General features: G+C 66.9%; 18 protein-coding genes. All 18 read right to left on the minus strand.

The genetic code is table 11. From position 1 onward, the window contains the following. Window positions 1-125: 125 nt before the first annotated feature. Window positions 126-1,142: a substrate-binding domain-containing protein gene (locus tag HD599_RS14135; protein ID WP_184238669.1), complete on the minus strand. Its 1,017-nt coding sequence runs from the start codon at window positions 1,140-1,142 to the stop codon at window positions 126-128. Between the two features lie 60 nt (window positions 1,143-1,202). After that, window positions 1,203-2,195, minus strand: coding sequence for a galactofuranose ABC transporter, permease protein YjfF (gene yjfF, locus HD599_RS14140; RefSeq protein ID WP_184238671.1), 993 nt, complete (start codon window positions 2,193-2,195; stop codon window positions 1,203-1,205). After that, window positions 2,192-3,220, minus strand: a complete 1,029-nt coding sequence (locus HD599_RS14145) for an ABC transporter permease (RefSeq protein WP_184238673.1) — start codon at window positions 3,218-3,220, stop codon at window positions 2,192-2,194. The genes yjfF and HD599_RS14145 overlap by 4 nt, the downstream gene beginning before the upstream one ends. After that, window positions 3,217-4,785, minus strand: a complete 1,569-nt coding sequence (locus HD599_RS14150) for a sugar ABC transporter ATP-binding protein (RefSeq protein ID WP_184238675.1) — start codon at window positions 4,783-4,785, stop codon at window positions 3,217-3,219. Before HD599_RS14150 ends, HD599_RS14145 begins: the two co-directional genes overlap by 4 nt. Window positions 4,786-4,864: 79 nt before the next feature. Continuing rightward, the gene (locus HD599_RS14155) at window positions 4,865-5,833 is read right to left on the minus strand and encodes an ABC transporter substrate-binding protein (RefSeq protein WP_184238677.1); all 969 of its coding nucleotides are present in this window, start codon (window positions 5,831-5,833) and stop codon (window positions 4,865-4,867) included. Between the two features lie 484 nt (window positions 5,834-6,317). Continuing rightward, window positions 6,318-7,496, minus strand: coding sequence for a multiple monosaccharide ABC transporter permease (mmsB, locus tag HD599_RS14160; protein ID WP_425489174.1), 1,179 nt, complete (start codon window positions 7,494-7,496; stop codon window positions 6,318-6,320). 22 nt (window positions 7,497-7,518) lie between these two features. Then, complete coding sequence (gene mmsA / locus HD599_RS14165; RefSeq protein WP_184238689.1) at window positions 7,519-9,051, minus strand: multiple monosaccharide ABC transporter ATP-binding protein; 1,533 nt, start codon at window positions 9,049-9,051, stop codon at window positions 7,519-7,521. Window positions 9,052-9,146: 95 nt separating this feature from the next. After that, window positions 9,147-10,223 (minus strand): multiple monosaccharide ABC transporter substrate-binding protein, encoded by a 1,077-nt coding sequence (gene chvE / locus HD599_RS14170; RefSeq protein WP_184240634.1) that lies wholly within the window; start codon window positions 10,221-10,223, stop codon window positions 9,147-9,149. A 155-nt stretch (window positions 10,224-10,378) separates the two neighbouring features. Then, window positions 10,379-11,887, minus strand: a complete 1,509-nt coding sequence (gene araA / locus HD599_RS14175; protein WP_184240635.1) for an L-arabinose isomerase — start codon at window positions 11,885-11,887, stop codon at window positions 10,379-10,381. Between the two features lie 11 nt (window positions 11,888-11,898). Continuing rightward, window positions 11,899-12,648, minus strand: coding sequence for an L-ribulose-5-phosphate 4-epimerase (locus HD599_RS14180; protein ID WP_184238691.1), 750 nt, complete (start codon window positions 12,646-12,648; stop codon window positions 11,899-11,901). Next, window positions 12,645-14,291 (minus strand): xylulokinase, encoded by a 1,647-nt coding sequence (locus tag HD599_RS14185; protein WP_343062087.1) that lies wholly within the window; start codon window positions 14,289-14,291, stop codon window positions 12,645-12,647. The genes HD599_RS14180 and HD599_RS14185 overlap by 4 nt, the downstream gene beginning before the upstream one ends. Before the next feature lie 460 nt (window positions 14,292-14,751). Further along, the gene (locus tag HD599_RS14190; protein ID WP_184238693.1) at window positions 14,752-15,771 is read right to left on the minus strand and encodes a LacI family DNA-binding transcriptional regulator; all 1,020 of its coding nucleotides are present in this window, start codon (window positions 15,769-15,771) and stop codon (window positions 14,752-14,754) included. Window positions 15,772-15,928: 157 nt separating this feature from the next. After that, window positions 15,929-17,032 carry a substrate-binding domain-containing protein gene (locus HD599_RS14195; protein ID WP_184238695.1) on the minus strand — a complete coding sequence of 368 codons (1,104 nt, stop codon included), beginning with the start codon at window positions 17,030-17,032 and terminating at the stop codon, window positions 15,929-15,931. A gap of 79 nt (window positions 17,033-17,111) precedes the next feature. After that, complete coding sequence (gene mmsB, locus HD599_RS14200) at window positions 17,112-18,413, minus strand: multiple monosaccharide ABC transporter permease (protein ID WP_184240637.1); 1,302 nt, start codon at window positions 18,411-18,413, stop codon at window positions 17,112-17,114. A gap of 38 nt (window positions 18,414-18,451) precedes the next feature. Next, window positions 18,452-19,972 carry a multiple monosaccharide ABC transporter ATP-binding protein gene (mmsA, locus tag HD599_RS14205; RefSeq protein ID WP_184238702.1) on the minus strand — a complete coding sequence of 507 codons (1,521 nt, stop codon included), beginning with the start codon at window positions 19,970-19,972 and terminating at the stop codon, window positions 18,452-18,454. A gap of 144 nt (window positions 19,973-20,116) precedes the next feature. Next, window positions 20,117-21,298: an ROK family transcriptional regulator gene (locus HD599_RS14210; RefSeq protein WP_184238704.1), complete on the minus strand. Its 1,182-nt coding sequence runs from the start codon at window positions 21,296-21,298 to the stop codon at window positions 20,117-20,119. A 153-nt stretch (window positions 21,299-21,451) separates the two neighbouring features. Next, complete coding sequence (locus HD599_RS14215; RefSeq protein WP_184238706.1) at window positions 21,452-22,612, minus strand: cystathionine gamma-synthase; 1,161 nt, start codon at window positions 22,610-22,612, stop codon at window positions 21,452-21,454. A gap of 17 nt (window positions 22,613-22,629) precedes the next feature. Continuing rightward, entirely contained in the window at window positions 22,630-23,994 is a 1,365-nt protein-coding gene (locus tag HD599_RS14220; RefSeq protein WP_184238708.1) for a cystathionine beta-synthase, read from the minus strand. Window positions 23,995-24,066 lie beyond the last annotated feature (72 nt).

Raw genomic sequence — 24,066 nt, forward strand, 5'->3', positions numbered from 1 at the left:
CACGCGCGTGCGCGACAAACCGCAGCGCGCCCCGCGCGAACCTCAGCGCGCTCGACGACGCTGAGCGCCGCACACCCCCCTCTAGCGGGTTGAGCTCGTCGGAACCCCGCGGGCTTTCGACACGCTCAATCCGCTGCGAGGGGCCGCGCCGTCGACTCGCGCTCGACCAGGGTCGGCACGGGGTGCGCGGCCTCCGCGACCGACGTGTCGAGGATCACCTCGAGCAGCGTCGACATGACGGTGCGTCCGAGCTCGGCGAAGTCCTGGCGGATCGTGGTGAGCGGCGGCGTGAAGTGCTCCGCCTCGGGGATGTCGTCGAAGCCGACCACGCTCACGTCGTGCGGCACCCGGATGCCCCGCGTCTGCAGCGCGTGCATCAGCCCCAGCGCCATCTGGTCGTTGGCGCTGAACACCGCGGTGAACTCGGGCGGCAGCTCGAGTCCGCGCGCGAACCCGCTCGCCGGGCTCCAGTCGCCGAGCAGCGGTTCGCGCGCGACGAGCCCGTGCTCCGACAGCGCCGCCTGCCAGCCGCGCACCCGCTCGGTCGCGTCCATCGAGTCGTCCGGCCCGGCGACGTGCGCGATACGGGTGTGTCCCAGTGCGATGAGGTGTGACGTGGCGTCGTACGCACCGCGGAACTGGTCGATCGACACCGAGTGGAAGCCCACGCGCCCGCTCGACTCGACCGCGATCAGCGGCACCCCGAGGTCGATGCCCTGGATCGCCTCGAGCGCTCCCCGGTGCGCCGCGATCAGCACGATCGCCTCGACGTTCTGGCTGAGCAGCAGTTCCACGGCGGCGCGCATGGACGCGACATCCGTCTCGAGCATGCTCGAAATGCTGACCAGGTACCGGGCGTTTCGGGCGGCCTCGGTGAACCCGAGCAGGATGCTCGACGGTCCGTAGTCCGGGTTGCCGGTGGTGATCAGGCCGATCGTGCGCGAGCGCCGCGTGACGAGCGATCGGGCGGCGGTCGACGGCCGGTAGCGCAACTGCTTGATCGCGTCCTCGACCCGCACCCGCGTCGCCGGCCGCACGTTCGGCAGGTCGTTGAGCACGCGCGAGACGGTCTGGTGCGACACCCCCGCGAGCCGCGCAACGTCGAAAATGTTCGCGACGCGTGCCCTGTCTTCCGTACTCACCAGCCTGGTCTGCTTCCCGGTCGGCGGCTGCGCCGCGTTACTTCATTATGGATGCCGCGATCAGCGCCGTCTCGCCGTGAGCAGCCGCTGCAGCACGATGAACACCAGCAGCAGCGAGCCGATCACGATCTTCGTCCACCACGAACTGAGGGTGCCCTCGAAGCTGATGATGGTCTGGATGACGCCGAGGAGCAGCACCCCGAGCAGCGACCCGAGCACAAAACCGTATCCGCCGGTGAGCAGCGTTCCGCCGATCACGACCGCCGCGATCGCGTCGAGCTCCATACCCACGGCGGTGAGGCTGTAGCCCGAGAGCGTATAGAAGGTGAAGAGGATGCCGGCGATACCGGAGCAGAATCCGCTGATGACGTAGACCAGCACCTTGGTCCGCGGAACCGGCAGGCCCATCAGCACGGCCGAGTGCTCGCCGCCGCCGATCGCGTAGACCGTGCGGCCGAGCCGCGAGTAGTGCAGCACGCCGAACGCCACGACCACGACGACCGCCGCCACGATGACGCTCGGCGTGATGGCGAGCCCCGGCGCGAGGGGGATGCGCGTCTGCGCCATCGCCGTGAACCACGGGTCGGTGATCGAGATCGAGTCGAGGCTGATCACGTAGCAGAGCCCGCGGGCGAGGAACATGGCGGCGAGCGTGGCGATGAACGGCTGGATCTCGAAGTAGTGGATGACGAGGCCGACGAGCAGACCGAGCGTCGACGTGGTCACCAGCACCACGAGGATCACGGCGAGCGGGGGCCAGCCGTCCCGGGCGAGGGTCGCCGCGATCATGGTGGAGAGCGCCACGACCGAGCCGACCGACAGGTCGATGCCGCCGGTGAGGATGACGAACGTCATGCCGACGGCGAGCACGATCAGGAACGCGTTGTCGACGAACAGGTTCGCGACCACCTGGGTCGAGGCGAAGCCGCGGTACTGGCTGGCGCCGACGAGGAAGACGACGACGAGCAGCACGAGCGTGACGAGCACGGGCGTGTAGCGGCTGCCGAGCAGGTCCCGGCCGCGGCGGGCGGAGGTGGAGACGATGGTGGTCATGACGCGAGCGCCTCCTTCGGGGTGGTGCTGCGGCGGTAGCGCAGCTTCTCCTGCAGCACGGGCGACTGCAGCAGGCAGACCGCGATCACCACGAGCGCCTTGAAGACGAGGGTGACCGACGGCGGGATTCCGACCGTGTAGACGGTGGCGGTGAGGGTCCGGATCACGAACGCTCCGACCAGCGTCCCCGTGAGCGAGTAGCGACCGCCCGCGAGAGACGTGCCTCCGATCACGACCGCCAGGATGGCATCCATCTCTATGTAGAGACCCGCGCTGTTGGCGTCGGCGGCCGTGACGTTCGACGAGATCATCAGGCCCGCGACCGCGGCGCAGAGCGCGCTGAACACGTAGACGACCCAGATGATGCCGCGCGAGCGCACCCCGGCGAGGCGCGAGGCCACCGGGTTGATGCCGACCGACTCGATCAGCAGACCGAGCGCGGTCTTGCGGGTGAGCAGCGCGGCGACCGCGAACATCACCCCGGCGATCACGATCGACGCGGGCAGGCCGAACCAGTAGCCGGCGCCGATCACCTTGTAGGGGGCGCTCGACACGGTGATGATCTGGCCCTCGGTGATCAGCATCGCGATGCCGCGGCCGGCCGTCATCAGGATGAGCGTGGCGATGATCGGCTGGATGCCGAACACCGCGACGAGCAGGCCGTTCCACGCGCCGAGAACGAGCGAGAACAGCACGGCGATCGCGACGGCGCCGAGCACGGTGGTGAGGCTGTCGGGCGTGGGCGAGTCGGCGATGATCGTGCAGGCGAGCGCGCCGGCGATGGCGACGACGGCGCCCACCGAGAGGTCGATGCCGCGGGTCGCGATGACGAGCGTCATGCCGAGCGCGACGAGCAGCGTGGGCGCGCCGTTGCGCAGGATGTCGATCAGGCTGCCGAACAGGTGGCCGTCGTGCACCTCGATCTCGAAGAAGCCCGGCGAGACGATGACGTTGAGCAGCAGCAGCGCGACGAGCGCGACGATCGGCCAGAACAGCCGGGCCCGGGGAAGGTCTCGTAGTTTCATGCGTCCGCTCCGCTCGCGATGAGTCCCATGATTTCGCCGACGGTCACGTCTTCGTTCGGCAGGTCGGCGACCTTGCGCCGGTCGCGCATCACCGCGATGCGGTGGCTGAGGCGTAACACCTCCTCGAGCTCGGCCGAGATGAACAGCACGGCCATGCCCTCCTCGGCGAGGTTCGACACGAGCTTCTGGATCTCGGCCTTGGCACCGACGTCGATGCCGCGGGTGGGCTCGTCGAGCACCAGCAGGCGCGGGGCGACCGCGAGCCACCGGGCGAGCAGCACCTTCTGCTGGTTGCCGCCGCTGAGGTTGCGCACGAGCGCGTCCGGGTTGGCCGGGCGGATGCCGAGCGCCGAGATGTAGCTCTGCGCGAGCTCGTCCTGGCGCTTGCGCGAGATGCGTCGGAACCAGCCACGGTCGGCCTGCAGCGCGAGCACGATGTTGTCGCGCACGCTGAGCTCCTCGACGATGCCCTCGCGCTTGCGGTCCTCCGACGAGTAGGCGATGCGGTCGCGCAGCGCGACGCGCGGTGTGCGCAGCCGCTTGCGCACACCGCGCACGAAGCTCTCGCCGCTGTCGGGACGGTCGGCACCGGTGATGAGCCGGGCGATCTCGGTGCGGCCCGAGCCGAGCAGTCCGGCGAGTCCGACGACCTCGCCCTCGCGGATCGCCAGGTCGGTCGGCTCGACCGAGCCCTTGCGACCGAGCCCCACCGCCTCGAAGTACGGCACCTCCACCTCGGCGCCCTCGACCGCGGCCGCGCGGGTCTTGCTCTCGAGACTCTCGAGCGTGGCGAGCTCCTTGCCGATCATCTTGTGCACGAGTTCGATCCGCAGCAGTTCGCGCGTGAGGTACTCGCCGACGAGCGAGCCGTTGCGCAGCACGGTGAGCCGGTCGGAGATCTCGTAGACCTGGTCGAGAAAGTGCGAGACGAACAGGATGGCGACACCCTGTTCCTTGAGATTCCGGATGACGCGGAAGAGCTCCGACACCTCGTCGGCGTCGAGGCTCGACGTCGGTTCGTCGAGGATCAGCACCTTCGCGTCGACGTCGGTGGCACGGGCGATCGCGACGAGCTGCTGCACCGCGAGCGAGTGCGAGCTGAGCAGCGAGCCTGGGTCGATGTCGAGGTTGAGGCGGGCGAGCAGTTCGGCCGCGCGGGCGCGCATCGCCCGCCAGTCGATGGTGCCGAGGCGCCGGGGTTCGCGGCCGAGCATGATGTTCTCGGCCACGGAGAGATTGGGCAGGAGGTTGACCTCCTGGTAGACGGTGCTGATACCGGCGGCCTGAGCTTGCGCGGGCGTGGAGATCGAGAGGGTCTCCCCCGCCAGCGTCATGGTGCCGCTGTCGATCTCGTAGACGCCGGTCAGCGCCTTGATGAGCGTCGACTTGCCCGCGCCGTTCTCGCCCATGAGCGAGTGCACCTCGCCGGGGAACATGCGGAAACTCACCGAGTCGAGGGCCTTGACGCCCGGGAACGATATGGAGATGTCGTGCATCTGGATGATCGGTGCGAGGGCCTCGGCCGCGGCATCCGTTCGGGCACTGGGCGTGGGGATTGTCGTCATTCGGCTGTCCTCTTCGTTGAGACTCAGGTGGTGCGGTGGGGCCGACTCGCGTCGGCCCCACCGGTGGTGCGTCGTGCTTCTAGTACTGACGGTCGGGCAGGGCCTCGATGGCCTGCTCCTGGGTGAAGGTGCCCTCCTCCGTGACGATGCGCTTCTCCACGGTCTCGCCCGCCGCGACCGCCTCGGCGATCTCGACGAGCTGCGGGCCGAGGAGCGGCGAGCACTCGACGATGAAGTTGATCTTGCCCTCGCTCAGCGCCGTCATGCCGTCTTTCACGGCGTCCACGGTGACGATCTTGATGTCCTGTCCGGGAACCAGACCGGCCGCCTCGATCGCCTCGATCGCGCCGAGACCCATGTCGTCGTTGTGCGCGTAGACGAGGTCGATGTCGGGGTTGGCCTGCAGGAACGCCTCCATGACCTCCTTGCCGCCGGCCCGCGTGAAGTCGCCCGTCTGGCTCGCGATGATCTCGAACTTCGGATCGGTGACGACGTTGCGGAAGCCCTCGGCACGGTCGTTGGCCGGAGCCGCTCCCGTGGTGCCCTGCAGTTCGACGATGTTGACCTTGTCGGCGTCGGCGAACTCGGTGTTCACCCACTCGCCCGCGCGCTCGCCCTCGACGATGAAGTCGGAGCCGAGGAACGACTCGTAGAGTGAGTCGTCTTCGGAGTCGACCGAGCGGTCGGTGAGCACCACCGGGATGCCGGCCTCCTTGGCCTCCTTGAGCACGGTGTCCCAGCCCGATTCGACGACCGGCGAGAACGCGATCACGTCGACCTGCTGCTGGATGAAGGATCGGATCGCCTTGATCTGGTTCTCCTGCTTGCCCTGCGCGTCGGAGAACTTGAGCTCGATGCCCGCGTCTTCGAACGCGGTCTGGATCGAGGTGGTGTTGGCGGTGCGCCAACCGCTCTCGGCGCCGACCTGCGAGAAGCCGACCAGGAGGTCGTCGCTGCCTGCCGCGCCGCCGCCCCCGTCACCGCCCGAGCACCCGGTGAGAGCTATGAGCAGCGCGCCGACGGCCGCGGCTCCAATGAGTTTCTTCATCGACTAAACCTCCTTGTTCAGTGTTCCGAGCCGCGTGGTCGCTTCCCCACACGGGACGCACCCGGCCAACCAGTCCGTTCTGGTTGGTTGTGATGTTAGCGCTCACAATTGTCGGACGACAACGGCCAAATATCACGGTTCGGTAACGGCCCCCGGCCCTGCAATGCAGAGACCCAGACGGGCGGATGCCGCGGCCGGCGCCCCGCCCCGTCCGATGTGAAGGTTCTCAACGGGGTCGCGCCGCCTCCCCGCCAGCGTGCGCGGCCTCCCCGCACGCGCGGCCTCCCCGCCCGCGCGCGCGGAGGTTTGCGGAGCCCGCTGAGGCTCGTGCGGCCGCGTGCGCCACAAACCTCAGCCGCGACATCCCAAATCTGCGCGTGGTCGACGACGCTGAGCGTCGCACACTCGCACCGCGCGCGAAAATGACGATCGCGCCCGAAAATTCGGACGCGATCGTCATTCAGTGCCGCGAGGTGAGACCGGGTTAGCGGCCGCCCGCCCGACGCTTGTTGAAGACGTCGAACGCGACGGCGAGCAGCAGCACGAGACCCTTGACGGTCTGCTGCCACTCGATGCCGATGCCGAGGATCGACATTCCGTTGTTGAGCACACCGATGATGAGACCACCGATGATCGCGCCGCCGATGGTTCCGACGCCGCCCTGCACCGCCGCGCCGCCGATGAAGGCCGCGGAGATCGCCTCGAGCTCGAAGCCGTCGCCGGCCTTCGGTCCCGCGAGGTTGAGGCGGGCCGTGAAGACGAGTCCGGCGAGCGCCGCGAGGAAGCCCATGTTGACGAAGATGAAGAAGTCGACCTTCTTGGTCTTCACACCGCTGAGCTCTGCCGCGTGGCGGTTGCCGCCGATCGCGTAGATGTGGCGGCCGAACACGCTGCGGTTGGTGACGATGCCGTAGACCAGCACGAGCACCGCGAGGATGATCAGCGTGATCGGGATGCCCTTGAAGCTGGCGAGCGCCCACGAGATCGCGAAGATCGCGACCGACACGAGCACGAGCTTGCCGATGAACCAGGCGATCGGCTCGACCTCCTGCGCGTAGCTCTGGCGGCCCGAACGGGTGCGGAACTGCTGCACAATGAACGCCACGATCGCGATCACGCCGATGCCGAGCGTGAACGGGTCGATCTCGAACTCGCCGAACAGGTCTGTCAGGAAGCCGTTACCCAGCGCGCGGTACCCCTCGGGGAACGAGCCGATGTTCGTGTTGCCGAGCACCACGAGCGCGAGCCCGCGGAATATCAGCATGCCTGCCAGCGTCACGATGAACGCCGGTATGCCCACGTAGGCGACCCAGAAGCCCTGCCACGCTCCCACCAGAGCTCCGATGAGCAGCGAGATGATGATGGCGATCCACCACTCGATACCCATTTTCACGGTGAGCACGCCCGAAATGGCGCCGATGAACGCGGCGACCGAACCGACCGAGAGGTCGATGTGGCCGGCGACGATCACCATCACCATGCCGATCGCGAGGATCAGGATGTACCCGTTCTGCACGATCAGGTTGGAGATGTTCTGCGGGCGCAGCAGGATGCCGTTGGTCAGGATCTGGAACAGCACGACCACGGCGATGAGCGCGAGGAAGATGCCGTTCTTGCCGAGGTCGGTAACGATGTGGCTCAGGGACGAGCCGACCTTGCTCACCGCGCTCGGTGCGGTTTTGGTGTCAGTCATTGGAGGTCTCCATGGTCATGAGCTTGATGAGGGACTCGGGTGTGGCTTCGGCGATGGGGAGTTCGCCCGTGATGGTGCCCTCGGAGAGGGCGTAGATGCGGTCGCAGATGCCGAGCAGCTCCGGCAGCTCCGAGGAAATGACGATGATGCCCTTGCCGGCCGCCGCGAGGCGGTTGATGATCGTGTAGATCTCGTACTTCGCGCCGACGTCGATGCCTCTCGTCGGCTCGTCGAGGATCAGCACGTCGGGGTCGGAGTAGATCCACTTGCTCAGCACGACCTTCTGCTGGTTGCCGCCGGAGAGCTTGCCGGTCTTCGCCAGCACCGTCGGTGCCTTGATGTTCATGCTCGACCGGTACTCGTTGGCGACCTTGAACTCCTCGTTGTCGCTCACCAGCCCGCCACGCACCAGCTTGCCGAGCGAGGCCATCGAGATATTGCGCTTGATGTCCTCGATCAGGTTGAGCCCGTACGTCTTGCGGTCTTCGGTCGCGTAGGCGAGGCCGTTCTCGATCGCCTCCGAGACGGTGCGCACCTTGATCTCCTTGCCGTTCTTGTAGACCTGGCCCGAGATGCGCGACCCGTAGCTGCGGCCGAACAGGCTCATCGCGAACTCGGTGCGCCCCGCGCCCATGAGCCCGGCGATGCCGACGATCTCGCCGCGACGCACGTTGATGTTCACGTTGTTCACTATCACGCGCGACGTGTCCTGCGGGTGGTGCGCCGTCCAGTTCTCGACGCGGAGGATCTCCTCGCCGATGTGCGGCGTGTGGTCGGGGTACCGGTGTTCGAGGTCGCGGCCCACCATGTCTTTGATGATGCGTTCTTCGGTGACATCCGCCTTGGCGATCGTCTCGATCGTCTTGCCGTCGCGGATGACGGTCACGGTGTCGGAGATCTTTTTGATCTCGTTCAGCTTGTGGGAAATGATGATCGACGTGATGCCCTGCTCCTTGAGGTGCAGGATCAGGTCGAGCAGGTGCGCGGAGTCCTCGTCGTTCAGCGCCGCGGTCGGCTCGTCGAGAATCAGCAGCTTGACCCGCTTCGACAGTGCCTTCGCGATCTCGACGAGCTGCTGCTTGCCGACGCCGATGTCCATGACCTTGGTGGTCGGGTTCTCCCGCAGGCCGACCCGGGCGAGCAGCTTGGCCGCTTCCTGGTTCGACTTGTTCCAGTCGATGAGACCCGTGCGGGCCTTCACCTCGTTGTTGAGGAAGATGTTCTCGGCGATCGAGAGGTAGGGGCTCAGCGCGAGCTCCTGGTGGATGATGACGATGCCCTTGGCCTCGCTGTCACGGATGTCGCGGAACTCGACGGTCTCGTCCTCGAAGACGATGTCGCCCTCGTAGGTACCGTGCGGGTATACGCCGGACAGCACCTTCATCAGGGTCGACTTGCCCGCGCCGTTCTCGCCGCAGATGGCGTGGATTTCGCCCCGTGCCACCTCGAGGGTGACGTCTTGCAGGGCTTTCACGCCGGGAAAGGTCTTGGTGATCGACCGCATTTCCAGGATGTTCGTGGTCACTTCTGTGCCGGCTTCCTTGACGTTTGAAATAAATGGTGGATGCCGGTGCCGGGACGCTTTACCGTCCCGGCACCGGCGCTGAGAGCTTCGGCTGGTTAGCCGTTGACCTCTTCTTCGGTCCAGTAACCGGTGTCGATCAGGGCCGTCTGGATGTTGTCCTTGACGACGATGACCGGCTCGAGCAGGTACGACGGAACGTCCTTGACGTTGTTGTTGTACGTGCTGTCGTCGTTCGTCTCGACCTCGTCGCCGTTCAGCGCCGCGATGGCCATGCCGGCCGCCTGCTTGGCGAGCTCGCGCGTGTCCTTGAAGATGGTCGCGTACTGCTCGCCGTTGTTGATGGCCTTGACCGAGTCGATCTCGGCGTCCTGGCCGGAGATGGTCGGCCAGCCTTCGCCCACGGTGTAGCCGGCGTCGGTGAGGGCGCCGATGATTCCGCGGGAGATGCCGTCGTAGGGCGAGAGGACCGCGTTGACGGAGCTGCCGTCGGAGTAGTTCGCGGTGAGGAGGTCCTCCATGCGGCTCTGAGCGGTTTCACCGTCCCAGCGGAGCGTGGCGGCCTGCTCGATCGTGGTCTGGCCGCTCTTCACAACGAGCGTTCCGTCGTCGATGAACGGCTGGAGGACATCCATCGCGCCGTTGAAGAAGAAGAACGCGTTGTTGTCGTCGAGCGAGCCGGCGAACAGTTCGATGTTGAACGGGCCGGTGGGCGCGCCCTCGATCGGGGTGCCGTCGAGCTCGGTGAGGCCGAGACCGTTGAGGAGCGACCACGCCTGCTGGTTACCGACGAGTTCGTTGTCGAAGGTGGCGTAGTAGTCGACGTTCTCGGTGTCCATGAGCAGACGGTCGTAGGCAATCACGGGGATCTCGGCGTCGGCGGCATCCGCGAGGATGTTCGTCAGCGTCGTGCCGTCGATCGACGCGATGATCAGGGCTTCTGCGCCCTTGGTGATCATGTTCTCGATCTGGCTGACCTGCGTGGGGATGTCGTCTTCGGCGTACTGCAGGTCGACCCGGTAACCCTGGTCTTCCAGCGCCTTCTTGACGGCGTCGCCGTCGGCGATCCACCGCTCGGACGACTTGGTGGGCATCGCGACGCCGATCAGCGCGCCGCCACCCTCGCCCGAACCGGAGCCGGAGTCGCTGGAGCAGGCCGCGAGGCTCGCGACCATGGCGCCAGCGGCGACGAGCGAAATAAGTGCTCTCTTCTTCACTGTGTGTTCCTTTCAATTGATGGACATCGTTGTCTGGTGCTGCAAACCCGGATCGTCCATTGCCACCGGGTCCCGCCAGGGCCGAAAGGGCCGTCCCTGGCAAGTTCGTGTTGTTAGATTCCTTGCGCGAGTCGGTAGTACGCGGAGTTCCACTTCACCTCGTGCGCGAACGAGCGCTTCGTGGTGTTCTCGTCGATCACGAGCAGTTCGGTGCGCGCGATTTCGGCGAAGTCTTCCCACGCCTCGATGCCGATCGCGGTGGAGAGCACCGTATGGTGCGCCGCTCCCGCGGTGAGCCAGGCCGTGGCGGATGTCGCGAGGTCGGGTGCCGGCTTCCAGACGGCCCGCGCGACCGGGAGGTGCGGCAGCGGTGCCGGGAGGTCGACGACCTCGACGACGTTCGCCACCAGGCGGAAGCGGTCGCGCATGTCGGAGAGAGCCACGACGACGCCGGCTCCGGCGTCGGTGTCGAAGACGAGGCGCACTGGGTCTTCGCGCCCGCCGATGCCGAGCGCGTGGATCTCGAGGCTCGGCTTCTTCGTGGTGAGCGACGGGCAGATCTCGAGCATGTGCGCGCCGAGGATCGACTCCTCCCCCGGTACGAGGTTGTAGGTGTAGTCCTCCATGAGCGAGGCACCGCCGGGGAGGCCCGCGCCCATGACCTTCGCGGCACGGATGAGAACCGCCGTCTTCCAGTCGCCCTCGCCGCCGAAGCCGTAGCCGTCGGCCATCAGGCGCTGCACGGCGAGGCCGGGCAGCTGGCGGAGTCCGCCGAGGTCTTCGAAACTCGTCGTGAACGCTGTGAAGCCGCCCTCCTCGAGGAAGGAGCGAAGACCGAGTTCGATACGCGCGCCGTAGCGCAGCGACTCGTGGCGCGCACCGTCGGGCTGCAGCTCGGGCACCACGTCGTAGGACTCGAGGTAGACCGTGACCAGTGCGTCGACGTCGGCGTCGGCCGCGGCATCCACTCTTTCGACCAGTTCGTTGACGCCCCAGGTGTTGACGCTGACGCCGAAGCGGATCTCGGCCTCGGTCTTGTCGCCCTCGGTGACCGCGACATTGCGCATGTTGTCGCCGAAGCGGGCGAGCTTCATGCCCTGCGTGGCGACCCAGCCGGAGGCGGCGCGGGTCCAGGTGCCGACCTGCGCCGTGACGGCGGGGTTCGACGCGTGGCCGACGACGGTCTTGCGCGGCACGTTCATGCGGCTGGCGATGTAGCCGAACTCGCGGTCGCCGTGCGCGGCCTGGTTGAGGTTCATGAAGTCGAAGTCGATCTCGGCCCAGGGCAGCTCGATGTTGGCCTGGGTGTGCAGGTGCAGGAACGGCTTGCGCAGGGCGTCGAGGCCGTGGATCCACATCTTGGCCGGGCTGAAGGTGTGCATCCAGGCGATCACGCCGACCACGCTGTCGTCGGTGGTCGCGTCGAGCATGGCGCGACGGATGGCGTCCGAGCTCTTGAGCACGGGCTTCCAGACGACGGTGACCGGGATGTCGGAGCTGGCGTTCAGCAGGCGGACGACCTCTTGCGACTGCTCGGCGACTTGGCGCAGGGTGTCGTCGCCGTACAGGTCCTGGCTGCCGGTCAGGAACCAGACCTCGTTGGTCGCGAGGTCGGGGATGATCGAGGTGGTGCTCACTTGCTGGTTCCTTTCGTAGCGGTCGCGGTCGCCGCGGTCGCCGAGCTTGTCGAAGCGCTCTGCCCGTACACGTTCTGGTACCGGTCGAAGAGCGAGTCGATCGCGCTCTGGGCGATGGGGAGGGGTGCGCCGAGTTGCCTCGAGATGTGCACGGTCTTCGCGACATCCTCGGCCATGACGGCCGCCTTGACGGCGTCCTTCGCGTCCTTGCCGATCGTGAAGACGCCGTGGTTCTGCATGAGCACCGCGCGTGAGCGGTGGCCCGTGAGCGTCGCGACGACGCCGCGGCCGATCGAGTCGTCGCCGATGATCGCGAACGGTCCGACCGGGATCTCGCCGCCGAACTCGTCGGCCATCGCGGTGATGACGCACGGGATGGCCTCGCCGCGGGCCGCCCACGCGGTGGCGTAGGTGGAGTGCGTGTGCACGACCCCGCCGACCTCGGGCATGTTGCGGTAGACGTAGGCGTGCGCGGCGGTGTCGCTCGACGGGCTGCGCTCCCAGCCCGGGGTGTTCTCGATCACGTTGCCGTCGAGGTCGCAGAGGATCTGGTTCTCGGGGCCGAGCTCGTCGTAGCTCACGCCGCTCGGCTTGATCACGAACAGGTCGGCGCCCGGCACGCGGCCGGAGACGTTGCCGCCGGTCCAGACGACGAGGTCGTAGCGCACGAGCTCCTCGTGCAGGCGCGCGACGTCGTCGCGGGTGCGGGCGATCGCCACCTGGATTTCGGGCGAGAAGTCGGTCATGGGGTGGTTCCTTTCAACGCGAGCGTGTCCACAGCGACGCGCTCGACAGCGAGGCCGGCGTTGTACCGGTCGAGATAGGCGGCGAACCCGGCGACGTCGACGGGGTCGGGCTCGACCGTCTCGAAGCTCGCGCCCGAGAAGACGGTGTCGCGCAGATAGACGTCGAGGCTTCGCGGGGCGCCGGACGCGGCATCCGCCCCCACGTCCTCTCTGACGAAGGCGGCCAGCACGGCCATGCCCCACGCGCCGCCCTCGGACGCGGTCTCGGCGACGGACACGGGTGCGTCGAGGGCGCCGGAGAGGAAGCGCTGCGCGACACCGGCGGTGCGGAACATGCCCCCGTGCGCGAACATCCGGTCGAGCGCGACGCTCTCGCCGGCGAGCACGCGCATGCCGAGAGCGAGCGTGCCGAAGACGCCGTACAGCTGGGCGCGCATGAAGTTGCCGAGGGTGAGACGGCTGTCGGGCGTGCGCACGACGAGCGGGCGGCCCTCGACCAGTCCCGCGATCGGTTCACCGGCGAGGTGGTTGTAGGCGAGCAGTCCGCCCGCGTCGGCCTCGCCGTCGAGCGCCTCGCGGAACAGCACGTCGAAGACGGCGTCGTTGTCTACTGCGTTGCCGGATGCCGCGGCGAAACTGCCGAACATCCCGGCCCAGGCGGCGAGCTCGCTGGCGCCGTTGTTGCAGTGCACCATCGCGACGGTGTCGCCCGCGGGAGTGGTGACAAGGTCGAGCTCGTGGTGCGCGCTTGCGAGGGGCCGCTCGAGCACGACCATCGCGAAAATGCTGGTCCCGGCGCTCACGTTGCCGGTGCGCGGGGCGACCGAGTTCGTGGCGACCATGCCGGTCCCGGCGTCGCCCTCGGGCGGGGCGAACACGGCGCCGGGCTGCAGCGCGCCCGTCGGGTCGAGCAGGGCGGCACCCTCGGCCGTGAGCTCGCCCGCGGGCTGGCCGGCGACGAGCACCTCCGGCAGCAGTCCGATCAGATCCGCGTGGGCGTACTTCGCGACCAGGTCGGCGTCGTAGGTCGCGGTCGCCGAGTCGATCGGGAACATTCCGGACGCGTCGCCGACACCCAGCACGTTGCGACCGGTGAGGCGGCGGTGCACGTATCCGGCGAGAGTGGTCACGCTGGCGATGCGTGTCACGTGGGACTCGTTGTCGAGTACCGCCTGGTGCAGGTGCGCGATCGACCAGCGCAGCGGGATGTTCACGCCGAAAAGCTCGCTGAGCTCGGCCGACGCCGCGCCCGTCGTCGTGTTGCGCCAGGTGCGGAACGGCACGAGCTGCTCGCCGGCGGCGTCGAACGGGAGGTAGCCGTGCATCATCGCCGAGACGCCGATCGCGCCGAAGGTCGCGGGGCGCACGCCGTGGTCGCGCTCGACGGCCGCGACGAGGTCGGCGAACGCGGTCTGGATTCCGGTCCACACGTTCTCGAGCGAGTAGGTCCACACCCGGTCGACGAACTCGTTCTCCCACTCGTGCGCACCGACGGCGAGAACGCGCGACGGGTCGGCCCCGACGAGGCAGAGCTTGATGCGGGTCGACCCCAGCTCGATACCCAGGGACGTCTGCCCGCTCAGGATCTCGGCTCGCGCGGCGACGGGTAATTCGTCCGCCAGCGGATGGGCGACAGTGCTCACTTCTCAGACCTCGTTGTCAGATGGTTTCAGGGCCGCTCAGCTGAATATATTTCGCGGTAGGCCCTTGATGTGACCGTTCACATTCAATATCCGCAATGCTACATGCGAAACGGTCACATCTGTCAAGGGGCGAGGGTCACGACACGGTAACGCGGTGGTCGGGTGGTGTGTTCTCTGTCGCGCACACCCGAGCCGCGGCATCCGCCCCGTTCGTCATTCCGGCCAGATCGCGTCGACCGCCCCACCACCCGCGCAATCACGGGCTGCCCCACCCCGACCCGCGCATCCGGCCTGAATGATGAACACGCGTTCTCGCAACTCAGGCAGTTTCACCGTCCGCCGACACCGTCGCGCGCAAACACGGGGGCGCGGCCGTGACGATCGCGATCCTGCCTGAATTGCTAATACCCGGGGGCAGGATGGCGCGGCCGGGGCCGCGCGATCGCCTCGGGTCGAGCCGCTACTGCCGCGGCGGCGCCGTCGACGAGCGCACGATCAGCTCGGGCTGGATCTGCTCGCGGCTCTGGCCGACGCCGCCGCTGAGCTCCGAGAGCAGCAGCGCGACCGCGCGGCGTCCGATCTCGGCGAAGTTCTGGCGCACGGTCGTGAGCGGCGGAGAGAAGTGCGCCGACTCGGGGATGTCGTCGAAGCCGACCACGCTGATGTCGCCCGGTACGTCGAGCCCCGACTCGCGGCACGCGTGCATGAAGCCGAGCGCCATCTGGTCGTTGCCGGCGAACACCGCGGTGAAGTCACGGAAGCGCAGCAGCTCGAGCCCCGCGTAGTAGCCGAAGTGGGCACTCCAGTCGCCGAGGATCGGGGCGCGGGTGCGCAGCTCGGCGATGTTGATCTCCTGCAGGAAGCCCTGCATGCGGGCGTCGGCCTCGATCCAGTCCTGCGGGCCGGAGATATGGGTGATCTCCGTGTGGCCGAGATCGATGAGGTGCTTGGTGGCGATGCGCGCGCCGGTGATCTGGTCGACCGAGATGCTGTGGCCCAGATCACGACCGGTGGAGTCGAGTGTCACGTACGGCACGCTGATCGACAGGTCGACGAGCGCGTCGAACACGCGCACCTGCGGGGCGATGACGACGAGCGCCTCGACGCCCTGGCTGAGCAGGTAGTCCATGGCGGTCTTGATCGAGAGGTAGTCGCCCGACGACACGTTGGTGATGCTCAGCCGGTACCCCGCCTCGCGGGCAGCCTGCTCGATCGCGTTGACGCTCGTGGTCGGGCCGTAGTGCGCGGTCTGCGTCGACAGCACGCCGATCGTGCGGGTGCGGCTCGTGACCAGGGCGCGGGCCGCCTGGTTGGGCCGGTAGCCGACCTCGGCGATCACGTCGAGCACGCGTTGACGGGTGCTCTGCTTGATACTCGGGCTGTCGTTGAGCACGCGTGAGACGGTCTGGTACGAGACACCGGCGAGGGCCGCGACGTCGCGGATGTTCGGCGCGCGAACCTTGTCCGGCTCAGTGCTCAATCGTGGTACCCGACTTCGTAGGCGATGTGTACGGTCACATCCGTGTTAATTATGCACGTGTCGGCCTGTGACGTCTCAAAACGAAAGCCGGCGAAGCCTTAAACGAAAGACCGGCCGACCCCGAAGGGCCGGCCGGTCTCAACCGTTGTACTGCTGGTTACTCGTTGACGAGCGCGAGCAGGTCGGGGTTCTCGGCGTACGCCTCAGCGGCGTTGTCCTTGGTGACGATCACCGGGTCGAGGTACAGCGTGGGCACGTCGACGTTGCCGTTGTTGGTCTCGGTGGTGGTGTCGGGCTCGTCGCCGGCCTGCAGCGCCTGAGCCATCTCGATCGCCGTTGCGACGAGCGCGCGGGTGTCCTTGTAGATGGTGGAGTACTGCGCGCCCGACATGATCAGCGGGATCGAGGCGGCCTCGGAGTCCTGACCGGTCACGATGGGGGCTTCGGCCTGTCCGGCGTCGGACACCGAGGTGATGATGGCGCGGGCCAGCGTGTCGTTGGGCGAGAGGACGCCGTCAACGGTGGTCGACTGGTACGTGCCCTGCATCAGGGTGTCCATGCGACGCTGGGCGTTCTCGGGCTTCCAGCCGTCGGTCGCCGTCTGGGCGATGTCGGTCTGGCCGGAAACGACGACGAGGGTTCCGTCGTCGATCTTCGGCTGGAGAACGTCCATTGCACCCTCGAAGAAGACGGGGGCGTTGGCGTCGTCAGACGAGCCAGAGAAGAGCTCGATGTTGTAGGTCGTCTTGTCGGGGAAGCTCGCCGCGAGACCGTCGAGGAGAGCCTGGCCCTGGAGCTGGCCGACCTTGAAGTTGTCGAACGCGACGTAGTAGTCGACGGCGTCGGTGTTCTGGATCAGGCGGTCGTACGCGATGACGATGGCGCCGTTGTCACGGGCCTCCTGCACCTGGGTGCCGAGCTGGGCGCCGTCCTTGGCGCCGATGATGATGACCTTGGCACCGTTGGTGATCATGGTCGAGATCTGCTGCTGCTGGTCGGCAACCGCGTTGCTGGCGCCGGCGTACTGGACGTCGCCTTCGAAGCCGGCGTCTGCGAGGCCGTCCTCGAAGAGGCCGCCCGCGAGAACCCAGTTCTCGCTGGTCTTGTCGGGAAGGGCAACGCCGATCAGCGAGTCAGCAGCGAATCCGCTGCCCTCTTCGGTCGTGGCTTCGCCGCCACGTCCGTTGTCGCTCGAGCAGCCGGTCAGGCCGAGTGCGGCGACTGCCATAACGGCGGTCGTAGCAAGAAGGATCTTCTTCATTGGGATCTCTTTCTTTCTTTTCTGTGTGTGGTGCAGTGGGTGGAGCTGATTCTCCGGGGTGTCAATCAGTGGGCGAAATCTATTTGTTGAGGTCGGCCGGCACCGCGGTGTCGGGGGTGCCGCCGCCGGGCGTGACCTGTGCGGACGTGGCGTCGTCGGAGGACGAACCGCCCTTGTCCTTGCGGGTCATGAGGCCGATGATCGACGGGCGGCCCTGCGTCTTGTTGAAGACGTCGACGCCGACGGCGATGAGCAGCACGAGGCCCTTGATGATCTGGACGAGGTCGGACTGGATGCCCTTGAGCGCCAGACCGTTCGACAGGACGGCCATCACGAGACCACCGATGATCGAGCCGGCGACGGTACCGATACCGCCGGAGACCGCGGCACCACCGATGAAGACAGCGGCGATGGCGTCGAGTTCCCAGCCGGTTCCGTCGAACGGGCCGGAGGCCTGCGAGCGGGCGACGAAGATCATGCCTGCGAGTGCGGCGAGAACCGACATGTTCATCATCACGAAGAAGTTGACCCGCTTCGAGTTGACGCCCGACAGCTCGGCAGCGTGCTTGTTGCCGCCGACCGCGTAGATGTGGCGGCCGATGATCGTGTTGTTCGTGAGGAACGAGTAGGCGACGACGAGCACCACGAGGATGATGCCGGAGACCGGGAAGCTGGTCCCGACGCGGCCGGTCGCGAACAGGTAGGCCGCGACCATCACGACGCCGCCGAGGATGACGACACGGACGACCGAGAGCCAGAGCGGGTTGGATGTCGCGCCCATGACCTTGCGGGTGCGGCGCCCGCGCGCCTCGAGGCCGATCAGGATCAGCACGACGAGGACACCGAGCAGCATGGTGAGGTTGTTGAAGCCGAGGTTCGGGCCGACCTCGGGGAGGTAGCCCTTACCGATGGTCTGGAATCCCGCCTCGACCGGCACGGTGGCCGAGTCGCCGATGAACTGGTTGCCACCACGCCAGATGAGCATGCCAGCCAATGTCACGATGAACGCCGGGACCCCGATATAGGCGACCCAGAACCCCTGCCAGGCGCCGATCAGCGCTCCGACGACGAGGCCGAGGATGATGCCGGCCCACCAGGGGAAGTTCCAGTCCTTCATGGCGAGCGCCACGATGATGCCGGTGAACGCGGCGACCGAACCGACCGAGAGGTCGATGTGGCCGGCGATGATCACCATCACCATGCCGATCGCGAGGATCAGGATGTAGGAGTACTGCTGCACGATGTTGATGATGTTTCCGGGCTGCAGCGTCTTTCCTCCCGTCCAGATCTGGAAGAAGACGATGATCACGACGAGGGCGCCGAGAATACCGAACTGCTTGAGCGACCCACCGCCGCCGAACAGGTTCTTCAGGTCGCGGATGTCGAATCCGCCGCTTTTCTCAGTAACGGGTGCGCTCATTACGCGACTACTTTCTGTGAGGACGAGGTCATGCTGCGCATGAGGGTTTCGGGATCGGCCTGGGCGACCGGGAGTTCGTTGGTGATCTTGCCTTCGAAAATCGTGTAGATGCGGTCGGAGACGCCGAGCAGTTCGGGCAGCTCGGAGGAGATCATGATGATGCCCTTGCCCTGCGCCGCGAGGTCCCTGATGATCTGGTAGATCTCGGCCTTGGCGCCGACGTCGATGCCGCGGGTGGGCTCGTCGAGGATCAGCAGGTCGGGGTCGGTGAACATCCACTTCGCCAGCACGACCTTCTGCTGGTTTCCGCCGGACAGCTTGGTGACGCCCTCCTCGACCGTGGGGGTCTTGATGCGGAGGCTCTTGCGGTACTCCTCGGAGATCTGCGCCTCTTCGGTCTCGTTCACCACGGGGCCGCGCGAGATCTTGCCGAGCTTGGCCGAGACGATCGAACGCTTGATGGTGTCGAGGAGGTTGAGTCCCAGCGACTTGCGGTCTTCGCTCACGTAGGCGATGCCGTGGTCGATGGCCTCGGCGACGGTGCGGAGCTTGATCTCCTTGCCGTCCTTGAAGACCTGGCCGGAGATGAACTTGCCGTAGGAGCGTCCGAAGAGGCTCATCGCGAGTTCGGTGCGGCCGGCGCCCATGAGCCCGGCGAAACCGACGACCTCGCCGCGGCGCACCGTGAAGCTTGAGTTCTTCACCACGAGGCGCTCGGCGGTGAGCGGGTGCTGCACCGTCCAGTCGCGCACCTCGAAGAAGACCTCGCCGATCTCGGCGGTGTGCTCGGGGAATCGGTTGCCGAGCGTACGGCCGACCATGCCGCGGATGATGCGGTCTTCGTCGACACCGTCGGCCTTGACGTCGAGCGTCTCGATCGACTTGCCGTCACGGATGATCGTGATCTGGTCGGCGATCTGCTCGATCTCGTTCAGCTTGTGGGAGATCATGATCGACGAGATGCCCTTGCTCTTGAGGCCGAGGATCAGGTCGAGCAGGTGCTGCGAGTCGCTCTCGTTGAGCGCCGCGGTGGGCTCGTCGAGGATGAGCAGCTTCACGTTCTTGTTGAGCGCCTTGGCGATCTCGACGAGCTGCTGCTTGCCGACGCCAATGTTCTTGACCTGGGTGTCGGGGTCGTCCTCGAGTCCGACGCGGGCGAGCAGTTCGACCGCCCGGCGCTGCGCGTCGACCCAGTTGATGACGCCGCCGCGTCCGGGCTCGTTGCCCAGGAAGATGTTCTCGGTGATCGAGAGTTCGGGGATCAGCGCGAGTTCCTGGTGAATGATGACGATGCCGGCGGCTTCGCTCTGCTTGATGTCGCGGAAGCGAACGACGGCACCCTCGTAGACGATGTCGCCGTCGTAGGTACCGAAGGGGTAGACGCCCGAGAGCACCTTCATCAGCGTGGACTTGCCGGCTCCGTTCTCGCCGCAGATCGCGTGGATCTCGCTGGCTTTGACCGTGAGCGACACATTATCGAGGGCCTTCACACCCGGGAACTCCTTGGTGATGGACTGCATCTCCAGGATGGTGGGGTGACTATCGCGACCCGTCTCCACGTCTGACCTCCTCGTCTTTCAGAGCGACTCTCTTGAAGCTCCGAATTAGAAGCTAAACCTTACTCCCTTTGTCGTCAACTTATAAACACAACGTATTGGCAACGATCAGGCAACGGTCGTGTGGATCCCCGGTTGCTGCAGCACGAGCGAGGCTCCACCGAGGGCCTCAGCCCGCTCTCCCAGCGACGACATCACTAATTCCGTGGTCTCCACGATCATCGGCACCGCGTAGCGCACGAGCCCGTCGCGGATCGGGCTCAGCAGCACGTCGCCGAGATCGGTCAGCGGACCGCCCACGATGATGGTGTGGGGGTTGACAAGGTTGGCGATAGACGCGATCGACCGACCGACCGCGAAACCGGCCTCTTCGACCACTCGGATGGCGCGCTCGTCGCCATCGAGCACCAGACGCACGATGTCGCTGGTGCGCACGGGGCGGTCGAGAGTGCGCGACAGCAGCTCGATCATGATGGTCGTGGAGGCGACCGTCTCGAGGCAGCCGCGGTTGCCGCAGCGGCAGAGCAGCCCGTGTTCGTGGATCGGCGTGTGACCGATTTCCCCGGTCAGCCCGATGTTGCCGGAATACGGCGCCCCGTTGATGATGAGCCCGGCACCGATACCGGTGCCGACCTTGACGAAGACCACGGTCGGCGTCCCCGCGTGCGGCCCCCAGGTCGCCTCGGCCAGCGCGCCGAGGTTGGCGTCGTTCTCGAGGTAGACCGGCAGCTCGAAGCTCTCCTCGACCATCGCCACCGTGACGCCGACCCACTCGGGCAGGATCGCCCCCTTGACGACGGTGCCGGTGCGGCGGTCGATGGGACCGGGCACGCCGACACCCACGCCGAGCACCGAAGACCGTTTCACGCCGGCCTGGCCCAACGTGGAAGCGAGCAGGTTGGCCGCGATGTCGAGCGCCTCGGCCGCCGTGTAGCCGAGCGGGATCTCGACCGCCTTCTCGGCGATCACCCGGTAGTCGAGCGTGGCCACGACGATGCGCACGTGGCGGCGTCCGAAGTCGACGCCCACCGAGACCGCGCCGTCGTTCGACGACAGGCTCACCAGCTGGGCACGGCGTCCGGAGCTCGTGGTGGGGGTCGTCGAGACGAGTCCGCGGTCGACGAGGACCTTGACGATATTCGAGACAGTGGCGGCCGAAAGCCCGGTATTCCGGGCGATATCAGCCTGCGTCGTGGGTCCGGAGGAGACGAGGTTGGAGAGGATTCGCTGCTGGTTCGAGAGTCGCAAGGCACTCTGCGACCCAGGATTCCTTCGTTGGCGAACCGGCATGGAACCAAGAGTGCAGCATTATGTTCATGCCGTCAACAAATGAACGCAAAATGTGACACTGCCGCGGCGCCAGAGCGAGACGACGGCGGGATGGCGCAGCCGGGGCACCGGCAGGCGCCGGCTGCGCCATCCCGACCCTGTCTCGACCCCGGGTTACTCGGCGGCGTCGAGCGCTGTCAACAGGTCGGCGGTGAGGTCGGCGACGTCCTCGATGCCGACCGAGAGCCGCACCACGTTGGTCGGCACTTCGAGAGCGGTGCCGCGCACGGAGGCGTGCGTCATGTCGGAGGGGTAGCAGACGAGGGATTCCACTCCGCCGAGCGACTCCGCGAGCTGGAAGAGTTCCATCGACTCCGCGAACTTTCGCGCCACGCCCTCTCCCCCGGCGAACGACAGCGAGATCATGCCGCCGAACGCCTTCATCTGGCGTGCCGCGATCTCGTGGCCGGGGTGGGTGCTGAGTCCCGGGTAGTACACGGCGTCGAGGGCCGGGTGGCCGACGAGGGTCTCGGCGATCGACTGCGCGTTCGACGAGTGGCGGTCGAGGCGCACCGCGAGCGTCTTGATACCGCGGATGGTGAGCCAGGCGTCCATGGGGCTGGAGACCGCGCCGACGCCGAACTGCAGGAAGCCGACCTTCTCGGCGAGCTCTTCGCTGTTGACGATCACAGCGCCGCCGACCACGTCGGAGTGCCCGCCGATGTACTTGGTGGTGGAGTGCACGACCACGTCGGCGCCGAGCGAGATCGGCTGCTGCAGGTAGGGCGAGGCGAAGGTGTTGTCGACGACGACGGTGATGCCGAACTCGTGGCCCAGCTCGGCGAGCGCCGCGATGTCGTTGATCTTCAACAGCGGGTTGGTGGGAGTCTCCACCCAGAGCACCTTCGTGGTGCCGGGACGGATGGCGCTGCGCACGGCATCGAGGTCGGTGAGTTCGACGGTCGAGAGCGCCACGCCCCACGGCACGAAGACCCGGTCGACGAGGCGGTGGGTGCCGCCGTAGACGTCGTTTCCCATCAGGATGTGGTCGCCCGGGGCGAGGATCGCCCGCAGCAGGGTGTCTTCGGCCGCGAGGCCCGAGGCGAAGCTGAACGCGGCGGTGCCGCCCTCGAGCGAGGCGAGGAGCGCCTGCAGCGAGTCGCGCGTGGGGTTGCCGCCGCGCGCGTACTCGTAGCCGCCGCGGAACCCGCCGATGCCGTCCTGGACGAACGTCGAGGTCATGTATATCGGCGGCACCACTGCGCCCGTCGTCGGGTCGAAGTGCTGTCCCGCCGTGATGGCGCGAGTGCTGAAGCCGTGCTGGTCGTTGGACACTGGGTTCTTTTCTGTACTTAGGCGGTGAGGAAGGTGAGTAGGTCCTGGCGGGTGAGCACGCCGACGGGCTTGCCGTCGCTCACCACCAGGAGCGCGTCCGCCTTGGCGAGGGCGGTGCGGGCGGACGAGACCGGCTCGTGCACGCCGATGAGGCCGAGCGGAGCGCCGACGAACTTCGCGATCGAGTCGGTCATCTGCGCGCGGCCGCTGAACACGTCGTCGAGCAGGGCGCGCTCGTCGACGGCACCGGTGACCTCGCCCATCACGACGGGCGGTTCGGCGGTGAGCACCGGCAGCTGCGAGATGTCGTACTCGGCCATGATCTTGACCGCGTCGCGCACCGTGTCGCTCGGGTGCACGTGCACGAGGTCGGGCAGGTTGCCGGTTTTCTGGCTGATCACGTCGGCGACCGTCTTCTCGGCCGAGATCTGGGTGAAGCCGTACGACTGCATCCACTTCTCGTTGAAGATCTTGCCGAGGTAGCCGCGCCCGCCGTCGGGCAGCAGGATCACCACTACGGCCTCGGCCGGCAGGTCCTTCGCGGCCTTGAGCGCCGAGGCAACGGCGAGGCCGCTCGAGCCTCCGACCAGCAGGCCCTCCTCGCGTGCGAGGCGGCGCGTGTATTCGAAGGACTCGGCGTCGGATGACGCGATGATCTGGTCCACGACGGTGGGGTCGTACGCGGTCGGCCAGAAGTCTTCGCCGACTCCCTCGACGAGGTACGGGCGGCCGGTGCCGCCCGAGTACACCGATCCCTCGGGGTCCGCGCCGATGATGGTGACCGCGCCGCCCGACACCTCCTTGAGGTAGCGGCCGACACCGCTGATCGTGCCGCCCGTGCCGACGCCGGCGACGAAGTGCGTCACCTGGCCGTCGGTGTCGCGCCAGATCTCGGGGCCCGTGGTCTCGTAGTGGCTGAGCGGCCCGTTGGGGTTGGAGTACTGGTTCGGCTTGAACGCCCCCGGGATCTCACGGGCGAGGCGGTCGGAGACGCTGTAGTACGACTCGGGGCTCGACGGTTCGACGGCGGTCGGGGTCACGACGATCTCCGCGCCGTAGGCGGTGAGCACGTTGCGCTTGTCCTCCCCCACCTTGTCGGGCAGCACGAACACACAGCGATAGCCGCGCTGCTGGGCCACGAGGGCCAGGCCGATTCCGGTATTTCCGCTCGTCGGTTCGACGATCGTGCCGCCGGGTTTCAGCAGACCGTCGCGCTCGGCGGCGTCGATGATGCGCGTCGCGATGCGGTCTTTCGACGAACCACCCGGGTTGAGGTATTCGACCTTGGCGAGAACGGTCGCGGCGATGCCGGTCGTCACGCTGTTCAGGCGCACGAGCGGGGTGTTGCCCACGAGATCGAGCACCGTATTTGCAAACTTCATAGTGCGGTCAATCTACCAGCGGGCGATACCGGCCGGCCCGGGGGCCGCCCGAGGGGCTTTCCCAGCCTTTTC

The sequence above is a fragment of the Conyzicola lurida genome, from assembly GCF_014204935.1.
Taxonomy (GTDB): domain Bacteria; phylum Actinomycetota; class Actinomycetes; order Actinomycetales; family Microbacteriaceae; genus Conyzicola; species Conyzicola lurida.